This window comes from Paraburkholderia sp. BR10936, from assembly GCF_040965735.1.
Taxonomy (GTDB): domain Bacteria; phylum Pseudomonadota; class Gammaproteobacteria; order Burkholderiales; family Burkholderiaceae; genus Paraburkholderia; species Paraburkholderia nodosa_A.
Genome location: NZ_JBFRCM010000001.1, coordinates 370,918 through 387,333, shown reverse-complemented (window position 1 = coordinate 387,333; position 16,416 = coordinate 370,918). Strand labels below are relative to the sequence as shown.

Annotated in this window: 13 protein-coding genes; 7 read left to right on the top strand and 6 right to left on the bottom strand. The window is 65.0% G+C overall.

The window, feature by feature from the left end:
• Nucleotides 1-92 precede the first annotated feature (92 nt).
• The 3 genes from AB4Y36_RS01830 to zwf all read right to left on the bottom strand — a co-directional run bounded on the left by AB4Y36_RS01830 (nucleotide 93) and on the right by zwf (nucleotide 4,254).
• Nucleotides 93-2,009, bottom strand: a complete 1,917-nt coding sequence (locus AB4Y36_RS01830) for a bifunctional transcriptional regulator/glucokinase (protein WP_342948527.1) — start codon at nucleotides 2,007-2,009, stop codon at nucleotides 93-95.
• Nucleotides 1,990-2,691, bottom strand: coding sequence for a 6-phosphogluconolactonase (gene pgl / locus AB4Y36_RS01825; RefSeq protein WP_368682180.1), 702 nt, complete (start codon nucleotides 2,689-2,691; stop codon nucleotides 1,990-1,992). The genes AB4Y36_RS01830 and pgl overlap by 20 nt, the downstream gene beginning before the upstream one ends.
• A 93-nt stretch (nucleotides 2,692-2,784) precedes the next feature.
• On the bottom strand, nucleotides 2,785-4,254 hold the full coding sequence (gene zwf, locus AB4Y36_RS01820) for a glucose-6-phosphate dehydrogenase (RefSeq protein ID WP_069262718.1): 1,470 nt from the start codon (nucleotides 4,252-4,254) through the stop codon (nucleotides 2,785-2,787).
• A gap of 576 nt (nucleotides 4,255-4,830) precedes the next feature.
• Between zwf and AB4Y36_RS01815 the strand changes: the two genes are divergently transcribed.
• The 4 genes from AB4Y36_RS01815 (at nucleotide 4,831) to AB4Y36_RS01800 (ending at nucleotide 9,150) form a co-directional block, all read left to right on the top strand.
• Complete coding sequence (locus AB4Y36_RS01815; protein WP_069262717.1) at nucleotides 4,831-6,078, top strand: ABC transporter substrate-binding protein; 1,248 nt, start codon at nucleotides 4,831-4,833, stop codon at nucleotides 6,076-6,078.
• Nucleotides 6,079-6,202: 124 nt separating this feature from the next.
• Nucleotides 6,203-7,144 carry a carbohydrate ABC transporter permease gene (locus AB4Y36_RS01810; protein ID WP_069262716.1) on the top strand — a complete coding sequence of 314 codons (942 nt, stop codon included), beginning with the start codon at nucleotides 6,203-6,205 and terminating at the stop codon, nucleotides 7,142-7,144.
• On the top strand, nucleotides 7,134-7,991 hold the full coding sequence (locus AB4Y36_RS01805; protein ID WP_176732845.1) for a carbohydrate ABC transporter permease: 858 nt from the start codon (nucleotides 7,134-7,136) through the stop codon (nucleotides 7,989-7,991). The genes AB4Y36_RS01810 and AB4Y36_RS01805 overlap by 11 nt, the downstream gene beginning before the upstream one ends.
• A 40-nt stretch (nucleotides 7,992-8,031) precedes the next feature.
• The gene (locus tag AB4Y36_RS01800; protein ID WP_069262714.1) at nucleotides 8,032-9,150 is read left to right on the top strand and encodes an ABC transporter ATP-binding protein; all 1,119 of its coding nucleotides are present in this window, start codon (nucleotides 8,032-8,034) and stop codon (nucleotides 9,148-9,150) included.
• Between the two features lie 99 nt (nucleotides 9,151-9,249).
• Here AB4Y36_RS01800 and AB4Y36_RS01795 read toward each other — a convergent pair whose 3' ends face one another.
• Both AB4Y36_RS01795 and trxB read right to left on the bottom strand, forming a co-directional pair.
• A complete protein-coding gene (locus tag AB4Y36_RS01795; RefSeq protein WP_069262713.1) occupies nucleotides 9,250-10,026 on the bottom strand; it encodes a Smr/MutS family protein in 777 nt (258 codons plus the stop codon).
• Nucleotides 10,027-10,061: 35 nt separating this feature from the next.
• On the bottom strand, nucleotides 10,062-11,057 hold the full coding sequence (gene trxB, locus AB4Y36_RS01790) for a thioredoxin-disulfide reductase (RefSeq protein WP_342948530.1): 996 nt from the start codon (nucleotides 11,055-11,057) through the stop codon (nucleotides 10,062-10,064).
• A 408-nt stretch (nucleotides 11,058-11,465) separates the two neighbouring features.
• Between trxB and AB4Y36_RS01785 the strand changes: the two genes are divergently transcribed.
• Nucleotides 11,466-13,787: a DNA translocase FtsK gene (locus AB4Y36_RS01785; RefSeq protein ID WP_069262711.1), complete on the top strand. Its 2,322-nt coding sequence runs from the start codon at nucleotides 11,466-11,468 to the stop codon at nucleotides 13,785-13,787.
• A 90-nt stretch (nucleotides 13,788-13,877) separates the two neighbouring features.
• Complete coding sequence (gene lolA / locus AB4Y36_RS01780) at nucleotides 13,878-14,585, top strand: outer membrane lipoprotein chaperone LolA (RefSeq protein WP_368682179.1); 708 nt, start codon at nucleotides 13,878-13,880, stop codon at nucleotides 14,583-14,585.
• 78 nt (nucleotides 14,586-14,663) lie between these two features.
• Here the strand turns inward: lolA and AB4Y36_RS01775 are convergent, their stop codons facing one another.
• Entirely contained in the window at nucleotides 14,664-15,734 is a 1,071-nt protein-coding gene (locus AB4Y36_RS01775; protein WP_368682178.1) for an MBL fold metallo-hydrolase, read from the bottom strand.
• Nucleotides 15,735-15,963: 229 nt separating this feature from the next.
• On the opposite strand from AB4Y36_RS01775, the gene AB4Y36_RS01770 reads away from it, so the two are divergent.
• Complete coding sequence (locus tag AB4Y36_RS01770) at nucleotides 15,964-16,392, top strand: MerR family DNA-binding transcriptional regulator (protein WP_342948533.1); 429 nt, start codon at nucleotides 15,964-15,966, stop codon at nucleotides 16,390-16,392.
• The last annotated feature ends 24 nt before the right edge of the window (nucleotides 16,393-16,416 follow it).

The following is a 16,416-nucleotide window of genomic DNA, read 5'->3' as shown; positions in this document are numbered from 1 at the left end:
GCCGTACGTCGATACGACGTGCAAAATCAAAAATGGGACGCTGAGGCGTCCCATTTTTTCATCGCTCGAATGAGTCGATGAATGAGCCGACCTCAGTCGCGCGCCGTGGGCGAAGCACCGTGGCTCAGCCAGTCGAGCACGGCCGATGCATCGTCGTCGGCATGCTCGCGCACCTTTTCGACGGCGTTGCCGAGGTCCGCATCGGGTGAAGCACGGCGAATCGCGACGCCCACCGCGAGGATGTCGATCATCAGCAGATGCAGGATGCGCGAGATCATCGAAAGCTGCGATTCGCGCATCTCGATGTGATCGGTTTCGAGCGCCACGGTCGCGCGCTTGGCGAGCGGCGTGTTGCTCGACGTGATCGCGATCACCTTCGCGCCCGCCTGCATGGCGACGTCGAGCACGCGCAGCAGTTCCGGCGCGCGGCCCGACTTCGACACGGCCACGATCACGTCGCCCTTGCCGAGCAGCGCGGCGGAAGCGGCCTGCATGTACAGGTCGCCATAGGCGATGGTCGGGATGCCGAAGCGGAAGAACTTGTAGTGCGCGTCCTGCGCGACGATGTGCGAGTTGCCGAGGCCGTAGAACTCGATGCGGCGCGCGCCGTTGAGCAGCGTGATCGCATTCTCGACCTGCTCGAAGTTCAGGTGCTCGCGCAGTTGCAGGATGGCCGAGACGGTATTGTCGAGCACTTTCGCGCCGAAGTCGGTGGCGGTGTCGCCCAGATGCACCTGGCTGTGGCTCACCGGAATCGTGCCCGTGAGGCCCGTGGCGAGCTTGAGCTTGAAGTCCGAGAGGCCCTGGCAGCCCAGCGAGCGGCAGAAGCGGATGACCGTGGGCTGGCTCACGTCGGCCTTGCGCGCGATATCGACGATCGGATCGTTGATGATCGAGCGCGGATGGTTGAGCGCGAGGTCGGCCACGCGGCGCTCGGCGGGCGTGAGCGCGTCGCGCATCTGGCGAATGCGTTCGAACACGGCCGACGAGCCGCCGCCCGCGCGATTCGACAGCTGCTCCGCGAGAATCGCCGACACGCCGAGGAACGCCGGATACTCCGCCGTGATCACGTAGGTGGGGACGTTCGAGAGATAGGTGTCGAAACGGCCCTTCGCTTCGAAGCGCTGGCGGAACGACGAGCGCGTGAAGAGGTCGCCCAGGCGCGGCACCACGCCGCCGCCGATATAGATGCCGCCGAGCGAGCCGAGCGTCATCGCGATGTTGCCCGCGAAGCTGCCGAGAATGCCGCAGAAGCATTCGACGGTCTCGAGCGCGAGCGCGTCGCCGTCGTGCGCGCGCTGCACGACTTCAGCCGTGCCGAGATCGGCAGGCAGTTTCTTCTTGTCGCGTGCGGCGAGCGCACGGTAGATGAGCTCGAGGCCGGGCCCCGCGCACACGCGCTCGAACGACACATGCGGCCACTTCTTGCGCGCGAACTGCAGCACGATGTCTTCGCGCTCGTCCTGCGGCGAGAAGCTTGCGTGGCCGCCTTCGCTGCCGAGCGCGATCCAGCGGTCGTCGGCGGGAATCAGGCCCGAGACGCCGAGACCCGTGCCCGGACCGAGCAGGCCGATCACGCTGTTCTGGCGGCGCTGGCCGCCGCCTACCTGCACGCGCTGCGAGTCGGTCAGGCCGGGCAGCGCCATGGCGAGCGCGGTGAAGTCGTTGACGACCAGCAGCGTGTCGAAGCCGAGCGAGCGACGCGTCGCTTCGATCGAGAACGTCCAGTCGTGATTGGTCATGCGCACCTGGTCGCCGTCGACCGGATTCGCAATCGCGATGGCCGCATGATTCACGCGGCCGATCTTGTTGTCCTTCAGGTATTGCTGGATTACTTCCGCGACGCCGGGATACTGTGCGCACGGATACACGCGCACCTGGCCGATTTCGCCCGGACCCGTTTCCAGCGCGAAGCGCGCGTTGGTTCCGCCGATGTCGGCGAGCAGCCTCGGACCGTCGGCGTGCTGGCCTGCGCCAGGGGCGTTTTTATTAGGCGCACCAGTAGACATCGAGTCTCACTCCCTTGTCGTTCGCCAGCTTCGAGATGGCGTTGTTTTGTTCGGCCGCGGCGGCCTGTTGCAGCACTTCGAGCTTGCGCTGTCCCGCGATCAGCAGGAACAGCCGATCGACCTGGCGCAGCGCCTGCATCGACCACGAGACGCGCGCATGGGGCGCTGCCTGCGGATGCACGGCCACGAACGGGCGCGCCGTGGTGATCGCTTGGTGCCATTCGGGGGCGTCGGCGAAGATCGAGGCCGTGTGGCCGTCCTCGCCCATGCCGAGTACGGCGACGTTCGGCAGCTTGCGGGCAGGGTCGGCGTTGAGCGCGGCGACATGCGCGTCGAGGTCTTGCGCCACGTCGACGAGCGGCAGGAAGTGCGCGTGCGCCGCTTCGTGCGTGAGCAGCGTCTCGCGCGCGAGGCGCGCGTTGCTCGCGGAGTCGGTGTCCGGCACCCAGCGGTCGTCGACGAGCGTGACGTCGATGTGCGCCCAGTCGAAACGGTGCGTCGAAAGGGCCTCGAGGAAGGGGCGCGGGCTCGTGCCGCCGGAGACGGCAAGCGTTGCACGGCGCGCGGCAGTGCCGGGCGCCGCCTGCTGAGCGGCGAGCGACGCATGTAGCGCGTCGCCCACGGCTCGCGCCAGCGCGTCGGATTGGACGCGCGGGTCGTCGAATACGTGAAGCTCGATCACTTCTCCTCCATGCTGCTTTTTTGTAGGTCTACGGGGTAGTTCATCTGTTCGGTCCGGCGTCGCGCTTGCTGTGCGCGCCGCCATGCAATCCCATCAATTCTCTTCTTCGAGCCAGCAGGTGCCGTGCTGCGCAAGCATCGCGCTCGCGGCCGCCGGTCCCCATGTGCCGGCCGCATACGGCTTGGGCGCGCGGGGCGTTGCCGCCCACTCGTTGAGGATCGGCTCGACCCACGTCCACGCCGCTTCCTGCTCGTCGCGCCGCACGAACAACGCGAGGCGACCGTTGATCACGTCGAGCAGCAGGCGCTGGTAGGCCTCCATCTGGCCTTCGCGGAAGAACTGGTCGAATGCCAGATCCAGATGCACGCTCGCGAGATTCATGCCTTCGCCGGGCTGCTTCGCGAGGCAGTAGAGGCGGATGTTCTCGTTCGGTTGCAGGCGAATCACGAGGCGGTTCGCGCCGGGGCGCAGCGCCGGTGCGCCGAGCGCCGAATGCGGCACCGGACGGAAGTTCACGACGATCTCGGCCACGCGGTCGGCAAGACGCTTGCCGGTGCGCAGGAAGAAGGGCACGCCCGCCCAGCGCCAGTTTTCGATCTCCACCTTGAGCGCGACGAAGGTTTCCGTGTGGCTTTCGGGTTTCACGCCATGCTCGGTCGCATAGCCCGGCACCGCCTGGCCGCGGATCACGCCCGCATGGTACTGCCCGCGCACGGCGACCTTGCTGATGTCGAGCGGGTTGATCGGCTTGAGCGCGCGTAGCACGCGAAGCTTTTCGTCACGCACCGAATCCGAATCCATCGAATGCGGCGGCTCCATGGCGACGATCGAAAGCAACTGCAACAGGTGATTTTGCACCATGTCGCGCAGCGCGCCCGTGTTGTCATAAAAGTCGCCGCGCGCTTCGACGCCCAGTTCTTCGGCAATCGTGATCTGGATGCTCTCGACCCATTCGCGGCGCCACAGCGGCTCGAAGAGCGCGTTGCCGAAACGCAGCGCGAGCAGGTTCTGCACCGGCTCCTTGCCGAGGTAGTGGTCGATCCGGTAGATCTGGCCTTCGGCGAAGATCTCGCCCACGGCGTCGTTGATCGCGTTGGACGACTTGAGGTCGTAGCCGAGCGGCTTTTCCAGCACGATGCGCGAATTCTCGTTCAGCCCCACGGCGGCAAGCGCGCGGCAGATCGGCACGAACAGCGACGGGCCCGTCGCCAGATAGAACACACGAATGCCGGGCAGCGACGCGATGCCGTCGCGCAAGTGAGTAAAGTCCTCGGCGCGCGAGAGGTCGAGCTTCACGTAGACGATGCGCTCGAGGAAGCTGGCCCACGCATTGTCGTCGAAGCCGCCGTTCTTCTTCACATGCGGCTTGACGTGCTCGTCGACCCACTGGATGTACGCTGCACGATCCTCTTCGTGGCGCGCGACGCCCACGATCTTGCCGGCCTGGGCGAGCATGCCTGAACGGTGCGCTTCATACAGGGCGGGGAGGATCTTGCGCATCGACAGGTCGCCGGTGGCGCCGAAGAGCACGAACGTGAAACCTGAATCGATCGGGGTTTGCATGAGTCTCGGTCAGAGTCCTGGGGGCCGCTGCAGGGTACAACGGGTGCCCGTCTGTGTGGGCGATCGGGCGGCCGTAGTCCGATAAAATTTTTTTTGACACTGAATTGTAGTTTAACTACAATCCAAATCAAGAGGTAACGTTCATTCGATGAAAAAAGCGTGGAACGCAGCCAGCAAGGCGGTTTGCGCGGTTTCGCGAGCGGACGGAATGCCCCCTCATGTTAACGGAGAACCACGCGGGACTCAGCCCGGCTTGCCAGTGAGCCGTGCGCCCGGTTCCCCGCCGTGCGGAGGCTTCAAGGCCGCGTGACGCAAGCGGCGCCTCGGCCGGTCGGGTGACCGGTGAAAATCAAAAGAGGAGACAGTCAAGTTGCATTCCGAACCACTCATCTCTTGAGCGTCCTGCGGCCGGTAACCGGCACGCGGCCCGCGCGCATCTAATGAAAAGCACGCGCGCGCGGCACTCCGGCGCCCGTCCGTCCAGTGTTTTGCCTGTTTTGCCTGTTTGACCAACCACCGCACCCTGGTGATCAGGGGCCAATCGTTTTTTGTTCAGGTGTCTGGAGGAGATAAGCAATGAAATTCCGCGCGATCATGGGCGCCCTGTGCGCAGCAGGTCTGTTGGGTGGCGTCGCCACGGCGCAAGCGGCCGAGTCCCTCGAAGTGCTGCACTGGTGGACTTCGGGCGGCGAGTCGAAGGCCGTCGGCGTGCTCAAGGACGACATGACGAAGCAGGGCTATGTGTGGAAGGACTTCGCGGTCGCCGGTGGCGCGGGCGCGGCGGCCATGACCGCACTGAAGACCCAGGTGATCTCGGGCAACGCACCGACGGCCGCCCAGATCAAGGGTCCGCTGATCCAGGAATGGGCTGAGCAGGGCGTGCTGGTGAACGTCGACTCCGTCGCCGGCGACTGGAAGGCCAATCTGCCGCCGCAGATCGACAAGATCATGCACGCCGACGGCCACTACGTGGCAGCGCCGTTCTCGGTGCACCGCGTGAACTGGGTGTGGATCAACAAGGCAGCGCTCGACAAGGTGGGCGGCAAGGCGCCGACCACGTGGCCGGAATTCTTCGCGCTGGCCGACAAGATGAAGGCAGCAGGCATCCAGGCGGTCGCCGCCGGTGGCCAGCCGTGGCAGGACCTGACGCTGTGGGAAGACGTGGTCCTCTCGCAGGGCGCGGACTTCTACAAGAAGGCACTCGTCGACCTCGACCAGAAGACCCTCACGTCGCAGCAGATGGTCGGCGTGTTCGACACGGTCCGCAAGATCGAGTCGTACATGGATAACGGCCGCACGGGCCGCGACTGGAACCTCGCCACGGCCATGGTCATCAACGGCAAGGCCGGCATGCAGTTCATGGGCGACTGGGCCAAGGGCGAGTTCGCGAACGCGAACAAGCAGCCGGATACGGACTACGTTTGCGCAGCCGTGCCGGGCACGGCAAAGGCCTACACTTTTAACGTCGACTCGTTCGTGTTCTTCCAGCAGAAGGGCCAGAAGGAGGCAACGCCTGGCCAGCTCGCCCTCGCGAAGACGATCATGAGCCCGGGCTTCCAGGAGCAGTTCAGCCTGTACAAGGGTTCGATTCCGGTTCGTCTCGGCGTGGACATGAGCAAGTTCGACGCATGCGCGAAGAAGTCGTACGCGGATGAGCAGGTCGCGATCAAGGCCGGCGGCTATGTGCCGTCGCTCGCTCACGGCATGGCTCAGCCGGACGCAACGGCCGGTGCGATCACCGACGTCGTGACGAAGTTCATGAACTCGAACCAGGATTCGAAGAGCGCGGTCGAAGCGCTCGCGAAGGCTGCGAAGACGAAGTGAGCGTAGCAGGTTAGTGCTGTAAGACGGGGGGCGCCATACGTGGCGCGCCCCGGGCATGACGGTTCACTCTCTGAACCCCATCATCGTGCGAAAGCGGTTTTCGCACCGTACCAGGAGTTGCGCAGTGACTGCTTCTCTTAGCGGCAACGGCAAGGCGGCCACGCCTGCTACCCGCCGCGCGTCGCCCATGGCGGCGCTCGCAGACCGCTGGATCCCGAAGCTGGTGCTTTCGCCCAGCATTCTGATCAGCCTCGTATTCGTCTACGGCTTCATTCTCATTACCGGGTATCTGTCGCTCTCGACCTCGCGACTGATGCCGCGCTATGAATTCGCGGGTCTCGACCGCTATCGCGAGCTGTTCGCGAACGACGTCTGGTGGACGTCGGCGCAGAACCTCGGATGGTTCGGCATCCCGTTCATCGCGATCTGCGTAGGGCTCGGGCTGTTCCTCGCGATCCTGCTCGACCAGCAGATTCGTCAGGAAGGCGCGCTGCGCGCGGTGTTCCTCTATCCGATGGCGCTTTCGTACATCGTGACGGGCACGGCATGGCAGTGGATCTTCAATCCGGACCTCGGCATTCAGCAGGTGATGCACAGCATCGGCTGGACGAGCTTCCACATCGACTGGCTCAACGACCCGGACAAGGCCATTTTCTGTATCGTGGTCGCCGCCGTGTGGCAATCCACGGGCTTTTGCATGGCGCTGTTCCTCGCCGGTCTGCGCGGTGTCGATAGCGAGATCTTCAAGGCGGCCCAGGTGGACGGCGCGACGCTGCCCACGATCTACCGCAAGATCGTGATTCCGAGCATGCGTCCGGTGTTTTTCTCCGTGCTGCTGATCCTGTGCCACATCACGATCAAGACGTTCGACCTCGTCGTCGCCTTGACGGCCGGTGGTCCGGGCACGTCGTCGTCGCTGCCGGCCATCTTCATGTACACGTTTTCGTTCAACCGCGGGCAGCTCGGCGTCGGCGCAGCTTCGTCGATGATGATGCTCGCCACGGTCGTGGCCGTGCTCGTGCCGCTCATGTATCTGGAATCGAGGAGCACGCGCAATGCAGCCTAAGATGAACGTGAGCCGCGTGGTCATCTATGCGGCGCTGATCCTGTTCGCGTTGTACTTCCTGTTCCCGCTCTACGTGATGCTGTCGACGTCGTTCAAGTCGCTCGACCAGATTCACACGGGCACCATGCTCTCGCTGCCCACGAGCCCGACCTTCGCGCCGTGGATCAAGGCGTGGAGCGAAGCATGTACCGGCGTGCGCTGTGACGGCATGCAGCCGTTCTTCATGAACTCGGTGAAGATGGTGATTCCGGCCGTGCTGATCTCGTCGATCATCGGCGCGTTCAACGGCTACGTGCTCACGCACTGGCGCTTTCGCGGCGCGGACGCGCTCTTCACGATGCTGCTGGTGGGCTGCTTCATCCCGTTCCAGGCCATCCTGTTGCCGATGGCGCGTCTCGAAGGCTTCCTCGGCCTGTCGAACACGATCGGCGGTCTGGTGCTGGTGCACGTCGTGTACGGCATTGCGTTCACCACGATGTTCTTCCGCAACTTCTACGTGAGCGTGCCCGCTGAACTCGTGAAGGCCGCGCGCATCGACGGCGCCGGTTTCTTCATGATCTTCACGCGCATCATGCTGCCGATCTCGCTGCCCATCTTCATGGTGTGCCTGATCTGGCAATTCACGCAGATCTGGAATGACTTCCTGTTCGGTATCGTGTTCTCGGGCGTCGATTCGATGCCGATCACGGTGGCGCTGAACAATCTCGTGAACACGTCCACGGGCGTGAAGGAATACAACGTCGACATGGCCGGCGCGATCATCGCCGCGCTGCCCACGCTGCTCGTCTACGTAATCGCCGGCCGCTACTTCGTGCGTGGCCTCACGGCGGGCGCGGTGAAGGGCTAACTGCGCGACAGAACGCGCATTCGATTAAAGGATTCATAGCATGGCAAGCCTTTCCATTCGCGACGTCTACAAGACCTACCCGAACGGGGTGCCCGTCCTCAAGGGCGTCAACATCGACATCGAAGACGGCCAGTTCCTGATTCTGGTCGGCGGCTCGGGCTGCGGGAAGTCGACGCTGCTCAACATGATCGCGGGTCTCGAAACCGTGACCAAGGGCGAGATCATGATGGACGGCAAGGTGGTGAACAACCTCTCGCCGAAGGATCGCGATATCGCGATGGTGTTCCAGTCGTACGCGCTCTATCCGTCGATGACGGTGCGCGAGAACATCTCGTTCGGCCTGAACATCCGCAAGGTGCCGAAGGCCGAGCAGACCCAGATCGTCGACCGCGTGTCGAGCATGCTGCAGATCCAGCATCTGCTCGACCGCAAGCCGGGCCAGCTTTCGGGCGGCCAACGTCAGCGCGTCGCCATGGGCCGCGCACTGGCGCGCGATCCGATCATGTTCCTGTTCGACGAACCGCTCTCGAACCTCGACGCCAAGCTGCGTATCGAGATGCGTTCGGAAATCAAGCTGCTGCATCAGCGCGTGGGCAAGACCATCGTCTACGTGACGCACGACCAGATCGAGGCAATGACGCTCGGCGACCGCATCGCGGTCATGAAGGACGGCATCGTGCAGCAGTTCGGCGCGCCGCAGGACATCTACGACTCGCCGTCGAACCTGTTCGTCGCGGGCTTCATCGGCGCGCCGCCGATGAACTTCATCGAAGGCAAGCTGGTGGAGCAGGGTTCGGGCATCGGCATCGAGCTCGACACGGGCGTGGCGCGCAACGTGCTGAACCTGCCGTTCGACGCGAACAAGGTGCGCGGCCATATCGGCCAGAATGTGGTGCTGGGCCTGCGCCCCGAGCGCATCACCGACGCGCGCAGCTCGCACGACGGCCACGGCCACGAACTGCAGCGCCACGCGGTGCAGGTCGATGTGATCGAGCCGACCGGTCCGGACACGCTCGTGTTCGCGCAGGTCAACGGCAAGCGCATCGTGAGCCGCGTGCACCCGGGCGCGAATCCGCAGCCGCTCAACAACATGGATCTGCTGTTCGACGTTTCGAAGGCCGTGCTGTTCGACCCGAAGACGGAAGCACGTATCGCCTGATCTTCGTTCACCGGTTTGTCCGGCGCGATAAAAAAACCCCGTTCGCTGCGCAAGCAGCAACGGGGTTTTTTCGTATCGGCGCGACGATGACGGGTTCGGTCAGGGCGCGTGCGTATGATGCTGCCCGTGTCCGACCGGGTGCGGCTGCAACAGCACGAGCACGGCGCCCGCGCCGCCGTCGTGCGGCCGCGCCTGGCAGAACGCGATGACTTCTTCCTTCTGCACGAGCCACGCGCGCACCTTGCCCTTGAGCACGGGCTCCTTGCCGACGGAACCGAGGCCCTTGCCGTGGATCACGCGCACGCAGCGCAGCCCGCGCTTGCCCGCTTCACGGATGAAGTCCTGTAGCGCCTCGCGCGCTTGCTCGCGGCGCATGCCGTGCAGGTCGAGTTGCGCCTGCACGATCCACGTGCCGCGCCGCAGCTTCTTGACGACTTCCTCGCTCACGCCGGGGCGGTGATAGTAGAGCGAGTCGTCGGTGTCGAGAAACGCTTCCGGGTCGAATTCGTCGGAGATCGCTTCGTGCAGCACGGCCTGCTCGTCGAGCCGCGTTTGCAGCGGCAACGGCACGGGTGCTGCCCGGCGCGGCTGCGCGCGCGCGGGCTGCTTGAGCGGCGCGATCTGGCCGATCTCGCGGCGAAAGAGATCACTGTCGGCGGCGGCTTCGACACGCGCCGCCTGCGCGGCCACGCGTTCGCGCTCGCGCTGGCGGGTTTGCACCTTGAGCGCGTCGCGCAGGCTGCCGAGGCCGGCGAAGCCAGAAGCCGTCTTGCCTGGCGTGGCTTCTTCCGTTGCGGGAGCCGGCGTGGGCGCTGGAGCCTGGCGAGCCGGGGCGGGGCGCCTGGGCTCGCCCGGGTGGGGCACGTTCTTGGGCATGACGAAAAACGCTGGGTGAAGCCCGCTCGTCCGGCTCAGCGGTCGGCTTCGGCGCTCATCACGTGCGCCTGGCCCAGTTCGTTGACGGTCTCGAGGTAGCGCTGCGCGTCGAGTGCGGCCATACAGCCCGTACCCGCGCTCGTAATCGCCTGCCGATAGACGTGATCCTGCACGTCGCCGGCCGCGAACACGCCCGGCACGCTCGTACCGGTAGCATTGCCGTTCAGGCCGCCGTTCGTGATGATGTAGCCGTTCTTCATCTCGAGCTGGCCTTCGAAGATGTCCGTGTTCGGCTTGTGGCCGATCGCAACGAACAGACCCTGCAGGTCGAGCTCGGTGGTCTCGCCCGTCTTCACGTTCTTGATGCGCAGGCCGTTTACGCCGCCTTCGTTGCCCTTGACTTCGTCGAGCACGTGGTCCCACTTGATGTCGACCACGCCTTCCTTTTCCTTTTCCAGCAGGCGGTCGATCAGGATCGGCTCGGCGCGGAACTTGTCGCGGCGGTGAATGACCGTGACCTTCTTGGCGATGCCCGAGAGGTAGAGCGCTTCTTCGACGGCCGTGTTGCCGCCGCCGATCACGGCGACGTGCTGGTTGCGGTAGAAGAAGCCGTCGCAGGTCGCGCACGCCGAGACGCCGCGGCCCATGTACAGCTCTTCGCTCGGCAGGCCGAGGTATTGCGCCGACGCGCCGGTCGCGATGATGAGCGAGTCACAGGTGTACTCGGCCGAATCGCCGATCAGGCGGATGGGCTTTTCGTCGAGCCTGGCCGTATGGATGTGATCGAACACGATTTCCGTATTGAAGCGTTCGGCATGCTCGAGGAAACGCTGCATCAGTTCGGGGCCTTGCACGCCGTTCGGGTCTGCGGGCCAGTTTTCGACGTCGGTCGTCGTCATGAGCTGGCCGCCTTGGGCCAGGCCGGTGACGAGCAGCGGCGACAGGTTCGCGCGCGCCGCATAGACGGCGGCCGTGTAGCCGGCGGGGCCGGAACCGAGAATCAGGACTTTGGCGTGTTTGGTTGCAGACATGATCGAATTCCGTAGAAAGACGCTGCGTGGCGCGTAAGGTCGGGCGCCCGGCGAGGGCCGCCCGGCATTGCGGCGGGGCTCACGCATGTAATTGGGCATCAGCCGGCAATTATAAAGGCGGGGGACGTTCGCCGCTCGATGAAGCTTCCTCATCGGCGCGATAGCCTGGGCGTCGCGGGCGGGGCGCGCAGTGCGGATCGGCGGGTGCGGCGCGGCCGGATGTCGCTTTGTGGCGCGCCCGCAGCGTTGTCAGTTACCGTCATTTACAGCGAGGGGCCGCCGGGGCCGAAACAACGCGTTTACAATAGGCCCGATCGGACGACGGCGGCCGCGCCCGTCTGCCCGGGGTTTCGGGCATACGGAAGGACTGGCGGACCGCAAACGCATCAAGAATCAGCCCAGGATTCAATGGCCAAAGCTCCCTTTTCCGCGCAGGCGCAGGCATTGCCTCACCGCATGTCGCGCCTTTTCACCGAAATTCGCTGGATTCTGCAGGTCGCGCTAGGCGTATTCCTGCTGATGGCGCTCATCAGTTACAGCCGCCACGACCCGAGCTGGACGCACGCGGCCCAGGTCGATCACATCTCGAACTGGGCGGGGCGCGTCGGCGCGCGCGTCTCGGACATCCTGCTGCTGCTGTTCGGCCTGTCCGCCTACTGGTGGATCGTGCTGCTCGGGCGCCTCATCTCGGCAAACTACCAGCGCATCACGCGCCACGAAGCGATTGCCGACGATGACGAGGACAAGCCGCGCGACATCAGCTGGGTCGCCGAAGCCTTGTCGTTCGTGCTCGTCATGCTGTCGAGCTGCGGCATCGAAGCGCTGCGCATGTGGTCGCTCAAGGTGCAACTGCCCCAGACGCCCGGCGGCGTGGTGGGCGGCGCGGTGGCGCGCGGCGTTTCACACGCGCTCGGCTTCACGGGCGGTACGCTCGCGCTGTTGCTCGGGCTCGCGATCGGTCTTTCGCTCTACTTCCGCTTTTCGTGGCTTTCGGTCGCCGAAAAGGTCGGCGAATACATCATCAACGCCGTGACCATGGCGAGGCTGCGCCGCGAGGCGGGCCGCGACCGCAAGCTCGGCGAAGCGGCGGCCGTCAAGCGCGAAGGCAAGGTCGAGCGTGGCCGCGTGAAGATCGAGGAACACGAGCCGGTTACGATCGTGCCGCCGGTGGTCACGCCGCAGCGCTCCGAGCGCGTCGAGAAAGAGCGTCAGGTGCCGCTCTTCAAGGATCTGCCGGGAGACTCCACGCTACCGGCGATCTCGCTGCTCGACCCGGCTTCGGCCACCCAGGAAACCATCTCCGACGACACGCTCGAATTCACCTCGCGCCTGATCGAGAAGAAGCTCAAGGACTTCGGCGTGGACGTCGCCGTGGTGGCCGCGTATCCGGGCCCGGTCGTCACGCGCTACGAGATCGAGCCGGCCACGGGCGTGAAGGGCAGCCAGATCGTGGGCCTCGCGAAGGATCTCGCGCGTTCGCTCTCGCTCGTCTCGATCCGTGTGGTGGAAACGATTCCGGGCAAGAATTTCATGGCGCTGGAACTGCCGAACCAGCGCCGCCAGACTGTGCGGCTTTCGGAAATCCTCGGCTCGGCGGTCTATTCCGACGCGCCTTCGGCGCTCACCATGGGCCTTGGCAAGGACATCGGCGGCAAGCCGGTATGCGCCGATCTCGCGAAGATGCCTCACCTGCTCGTGGCCGGCACGACCGGCTCGGGCAAGTCGGTGGGGATCAACGCGATGATCCTCTCGCTGCTCTACAAGGCGAGCGCCGAGCAGGTCCGCATGATCCTGATCGATCCGAAGATGCTCGAAATGAGCGTCTACGAGGGCATTCCGCATCTGCTCTGCCCGGTCGTGACCGACATGCGTCAGGCCGGCAACGCGCTGAACTGGACCGTGGCCGAGATGGAGCGCCGCTACAAGCTCATGAGCAAGCTGGGCGTGCGCAATCTCGCGGGCTACAACAACAAGATCGAAGAGGCGAACAAGCGCGAGGAGAAGATCCCGAACCCGTTCAGCCTCACGCCGGACGATCCGGAACCGTGCCAGAAGCTGCCGCATATCGTGGTCGTGATCGACGAACTCGCCGACCTCATGATGGTGGTCGGCAAGAAGGTCGAGGAGCTGATCGCACGTATCGCGCAGAAGGCGCGCGCCGCCGGCATCCACCTGATTCTCGCGACGCAGCGGCCTTCGGTGGACGTCATCACCGGCCTCATCAAGGCCAACGTGCCGACGCGCATTGCGTTCCAGGTCTCCTCGAAGATCGACTCGCGCACGATTCTCGACCAGATGGGCGCCGAGTCGCTGCTGGGCATGGGCGACATGCTCTACCTGCCGCCGGGCACGGGTCTGCCCGTGCGCGTGCACGGCGCGTTCGTCGCCGACGACGAGGTGCACCGCGTCGTCGAGAAGCTCAAGGAGCAGGGCGAGCCGAACTATATCGAGGGCATTCTCGAAGGCGGGGTGGGCGGCGAAGGCGACGAGGGCACCGCTGCGGGAACCAGCGGCACTGGCGACGAGTCCGATCCACTGTATGACCAGGCCGTCGAAGTGGTCATCAAGAATCGCCGCGCGTCGATTTCGCTCGTGCAGCGGCACTTGCGCATCGGCTACAACCGCGCGGCGCGGCTGCTCGAACAGATGGAGCAGTCGGGGCTCGTTTCGGCGATGTCGTCGAGCGGCAACCGCGAGATCCTCGTGCCCAACCGCGGCGACGCCGAATAAGCCATGCCAGGCCGCCGCGCGCCTTGGCAACGGCCCGGCAGCGGCTGCGGCAACCCGACGGCCAAAGACACACCTCTTGGAGAACGATAGATGCAGTATCCGGCTGGACTTCCGACCCGCTTTGCGCGCGCCGCGCGCCGCGCGCTCTTCGCTGCGCTTGGCGCGTCGGTCCTGATAGTCTCGCAGGCTTATGCGAGCGGCACCGATCAACTGAAGCAGTTCGTCTCACAGGTCCATTCCGCGCGCGGCAGTTTCGTGCAGCGGGAACTCAAGGCGCCCTCGGGCGCGAAGAACGCCAGCGACGCCATTGCCACGGCCACGATGAACGCCAAGACTTCGAGCGGCACATTCGTGTTCGCGCGGCCCGGCAAGTTCATCTGGTCGTATGAGAAGCCGTATCAGCAGGTGCTGCAGTCGGACGGCGACAACCTCTACGTCTATGACAAGGACCTGAACCAGGTGACCGAGCGCAAGCTCGGCGGCGCGCTCGGCGCGAGCCCGGCGGCGATCCTGTTCGGCAGCAACGATCTCGACAAGAACTTCACGCTCTCCGACGCGGGCGTGAAGAACGGCATCGACTGGCTGGAGCTGATTCCGAAGTCGAAGGACACGCAGTTCAAGAGCGTGGGCATCGGCTTTCGCGACGGCAACCTCGAAGCCATGGAGCTGCACGACGTGTTCGGCAACGTGACGCTGCTCACGTTCTCCAACATCGAGAAGAACCCGACGCTGCCGGCTTCGACCTTCAAGTTCGTGCGGCCGCCAGGCGCCGATCTGATCACGGGCGGCTCGAACTAAAGCCGTTCACCTCACGCACCACGTAAAAACGGGCGGCTCTTTGCAGGCCGCCCGTTTTTCTTTGTGCGCAGCGGTTTGTCAGGCCGTGAAGCGGATCACGCCGTCCGCGCCGGTCGTGCGCGTGACCTTGCCTTCGAGCCACAGCAGGTTCAGGTGCGCGAGCGCCTCGCCCATCGCGAAAGTCATCTGGTGGATGTCGAGCTCGCGCTTGAACATCATCGGCACGATGTCGGCGGCGCTTTGCGGCGCTCGCCCGCACGCTTCGATCACTTCGGCAAGACGCGCGTCATGGTGCGCGCGCAACTGCGCGATGCGCGTGCGCACGCCGCGAAACGGCTTGCCGTGCGAGGGCAGCACGAGCGTGTTCTCGGGCAGCGTTTCGTAGCGGCCGAGCGATTCGAGGTAGAGGCCGAGCGGATTGCCTTCCGGCTCCATGTCGAACACGGAGACGTTGGTCGAGATGCGCGGCAGCACCATGTCGCCGGAGATCAGCACGCCGGTTGCTTCGCAGAACAGCGCGCAATGCTCGGGCGAGTGGCCGTAGCCTGTGATGACGCGCCAGTCGCGGCCGCCGATCGCCACCGTATCGGCTTCGCGCAGGCGGCGGTACTGCGTGGGGAGCGCTGGCACGAGGCTGCCGTAGTAGCCGCGGCGGTTGCGCAGCTTGTCGAGCGAGGCTTCGTCCTTAAGCCCGTGACGCGCGAAATGACGCGCGGCGCCTTCGCCGCCCGCGTTCGAGCCGTCGCCGGCCGCCATCACGCGGGCCTGCATGTATTCGCCGAGCGTGGTCCACAGGCGCACGTCCCAGCGTGCTTTGTCTCCGCCCGCGCAAATCCAGTGTGCAAGGCCGATATGGTCGGGGTGGCAATGCGTGACGAGCACGCGCAGCACCGGCAGGCCTTCCAGCTGGTTCTCGAACACGGCTTCCCAGCGGGCCTTGATGGTGTCGTTGGTGATGCCGCAGTCCACCACAGTCCAGCCTTGCTGGCCGTCGATCTCGTCGCGCAGCAGCCAGAGGTTGATGTGGTCGAGCGCGAATGGCAGCGGCATGCGCAGCCATTTCACGCCGGGCGCGACGTCGAAGGCGAGGCCGGGCTCCGGCAGGGTGTCGGCGTAGGGATAGTCGAGCTGGTGTTCGAGGGCGTTCATTGGGGGTGTCTTCTCTTGTCGACCAGAGTTAGCGCTTACTCTGGTCCCATGTAAAACGGTCGACCAGAGTTAGCGCTTGAGCACCGACTCCGGCCCCATGCAAAGCGCGTCTTGCGCGTCGCTCCTGCCGGTTGCGTAACCGCGTACTTGACGATAACGTAAACGTCGATTCTATCGTCCCTCGCGCTGTCGTGCAGACAACAGCCGGGCCAGCCGCCTTTCGCACACCATGACGACCCAGTACACGATTACCGAACTCGCCCGGGAATTCGACGTAACGCCGCGCGCGATCCGTTTCTACGAGGACCAGGGCCTTCTGGCACCCAGCCGGGAAGGCGCGGGTGGCCTGAAGCGCGTCTTTTCGGGGCGCGATCGCACGCGGCTGAAGCTGACGCTGCGCGGCAAGCGCCTCGGCTTCACGCTCTCGGAGATCCGCACGCTGCTCGACCTATACGAGTCGCCGACCGACACGCTCCCGCAACTCCAGGCGTTCCTCGACACCGTGGTGCATCACCGCGAGATACTCGAGCGCCAGCGCGCGGACCTCGACGCGACGCTCGAAGACCTCGCGCAGTACGAGTCCCAGGCGCGCGCGCTGCTCGACAGGAATGTGGCGCACGAAAGCGACGCTCCCGCCGCCGCTCGCGCGAAACCCTGACGCCCGCGCAACGGGCATGGCCGC

Excerpts from the sequence above, each read along its gene's own strand:
- AB4Y36_RS01830 (WP_342948527.1), bottom strand. The coding sequence starts at position 2,009 with ATGTCTACTGGTGCGCCTAATAAAAACGCCCCTGGCGCAGGCCAGCAC.
- zwf (WP_069262718.1), bottom strand. The coding sequence starts at position 4,254 with ATGCAAACCCCGATCGATTCAGGTTTCACGTTCGTGCTCTTCGGCGCC.
- AB4Y36_RS01815 (WP_069262717.1), top strand. The coding sequence starts at position 4,831 with ATGAAATTCCGCGCGATCATGGGCGCCCTGTGCGCAGCAGGTCTGTTG.
- AB4Y36_RS01805 (WP_176732845.1), top strand. The coding sequence starts at position 7,134 with ATGCAGCCTAAGATGAACGTGAGCCGCGTGGTCATCTATGCGGCGCTG.
- AB4Y36_RS01800 (WP_069262714.1), top strand. The coding sequence starts at position 8,032 with ATGGCAAGCCTTTCCATTCGCGACGTCTACAAGACCTACCCGAACGGG.
- AB4Y36_RS01795 (WP_069262713.1), bottom strand. The coding sequence starts at position 10,026 with ATGCCCAAGAACGTGCCCCACCCGGGCGAGCCCAGGCGCCCCGCCCCG.
- trxB (WP_342948530.1), bottom strand. The coding sequence starts at position 11,057 with ATGTCTGCAACCAAACACGCCAAAGTCCTGATTCTCGGTTCCGGCCCC.
- AB4Y36_RS01785 (WP_069262711.1), top strand. The coding sequence starts at position 11,466 with ATGGCCAAAGCTCCCTTTTCCGCGCAGGCGCAGGCATTGCCTCACCGC.
- lolA (WP_368682179.1), top strand. The coding sequence starts at position 13,878 with ATGCAGTATCCGGCTGGACTTCCGACCCGCTTTGCGCGCGCCGCGCGC.
- AB4Y36_RS01775 (WP_368682178.1), bottom strand. The coding sequence starts at position 15,734 with ATGAACGCCCTCGAACACCAGCTCGACTATCCCTACGCCGACACCCTG.
- AB4Y36_RS01770 (WP_342948533.1), top strand. The coding sequence starts at position 15,964 with ATGACGACCCAGTACACGATTACCGAACTCGCCCGGGAATTCGACGTA.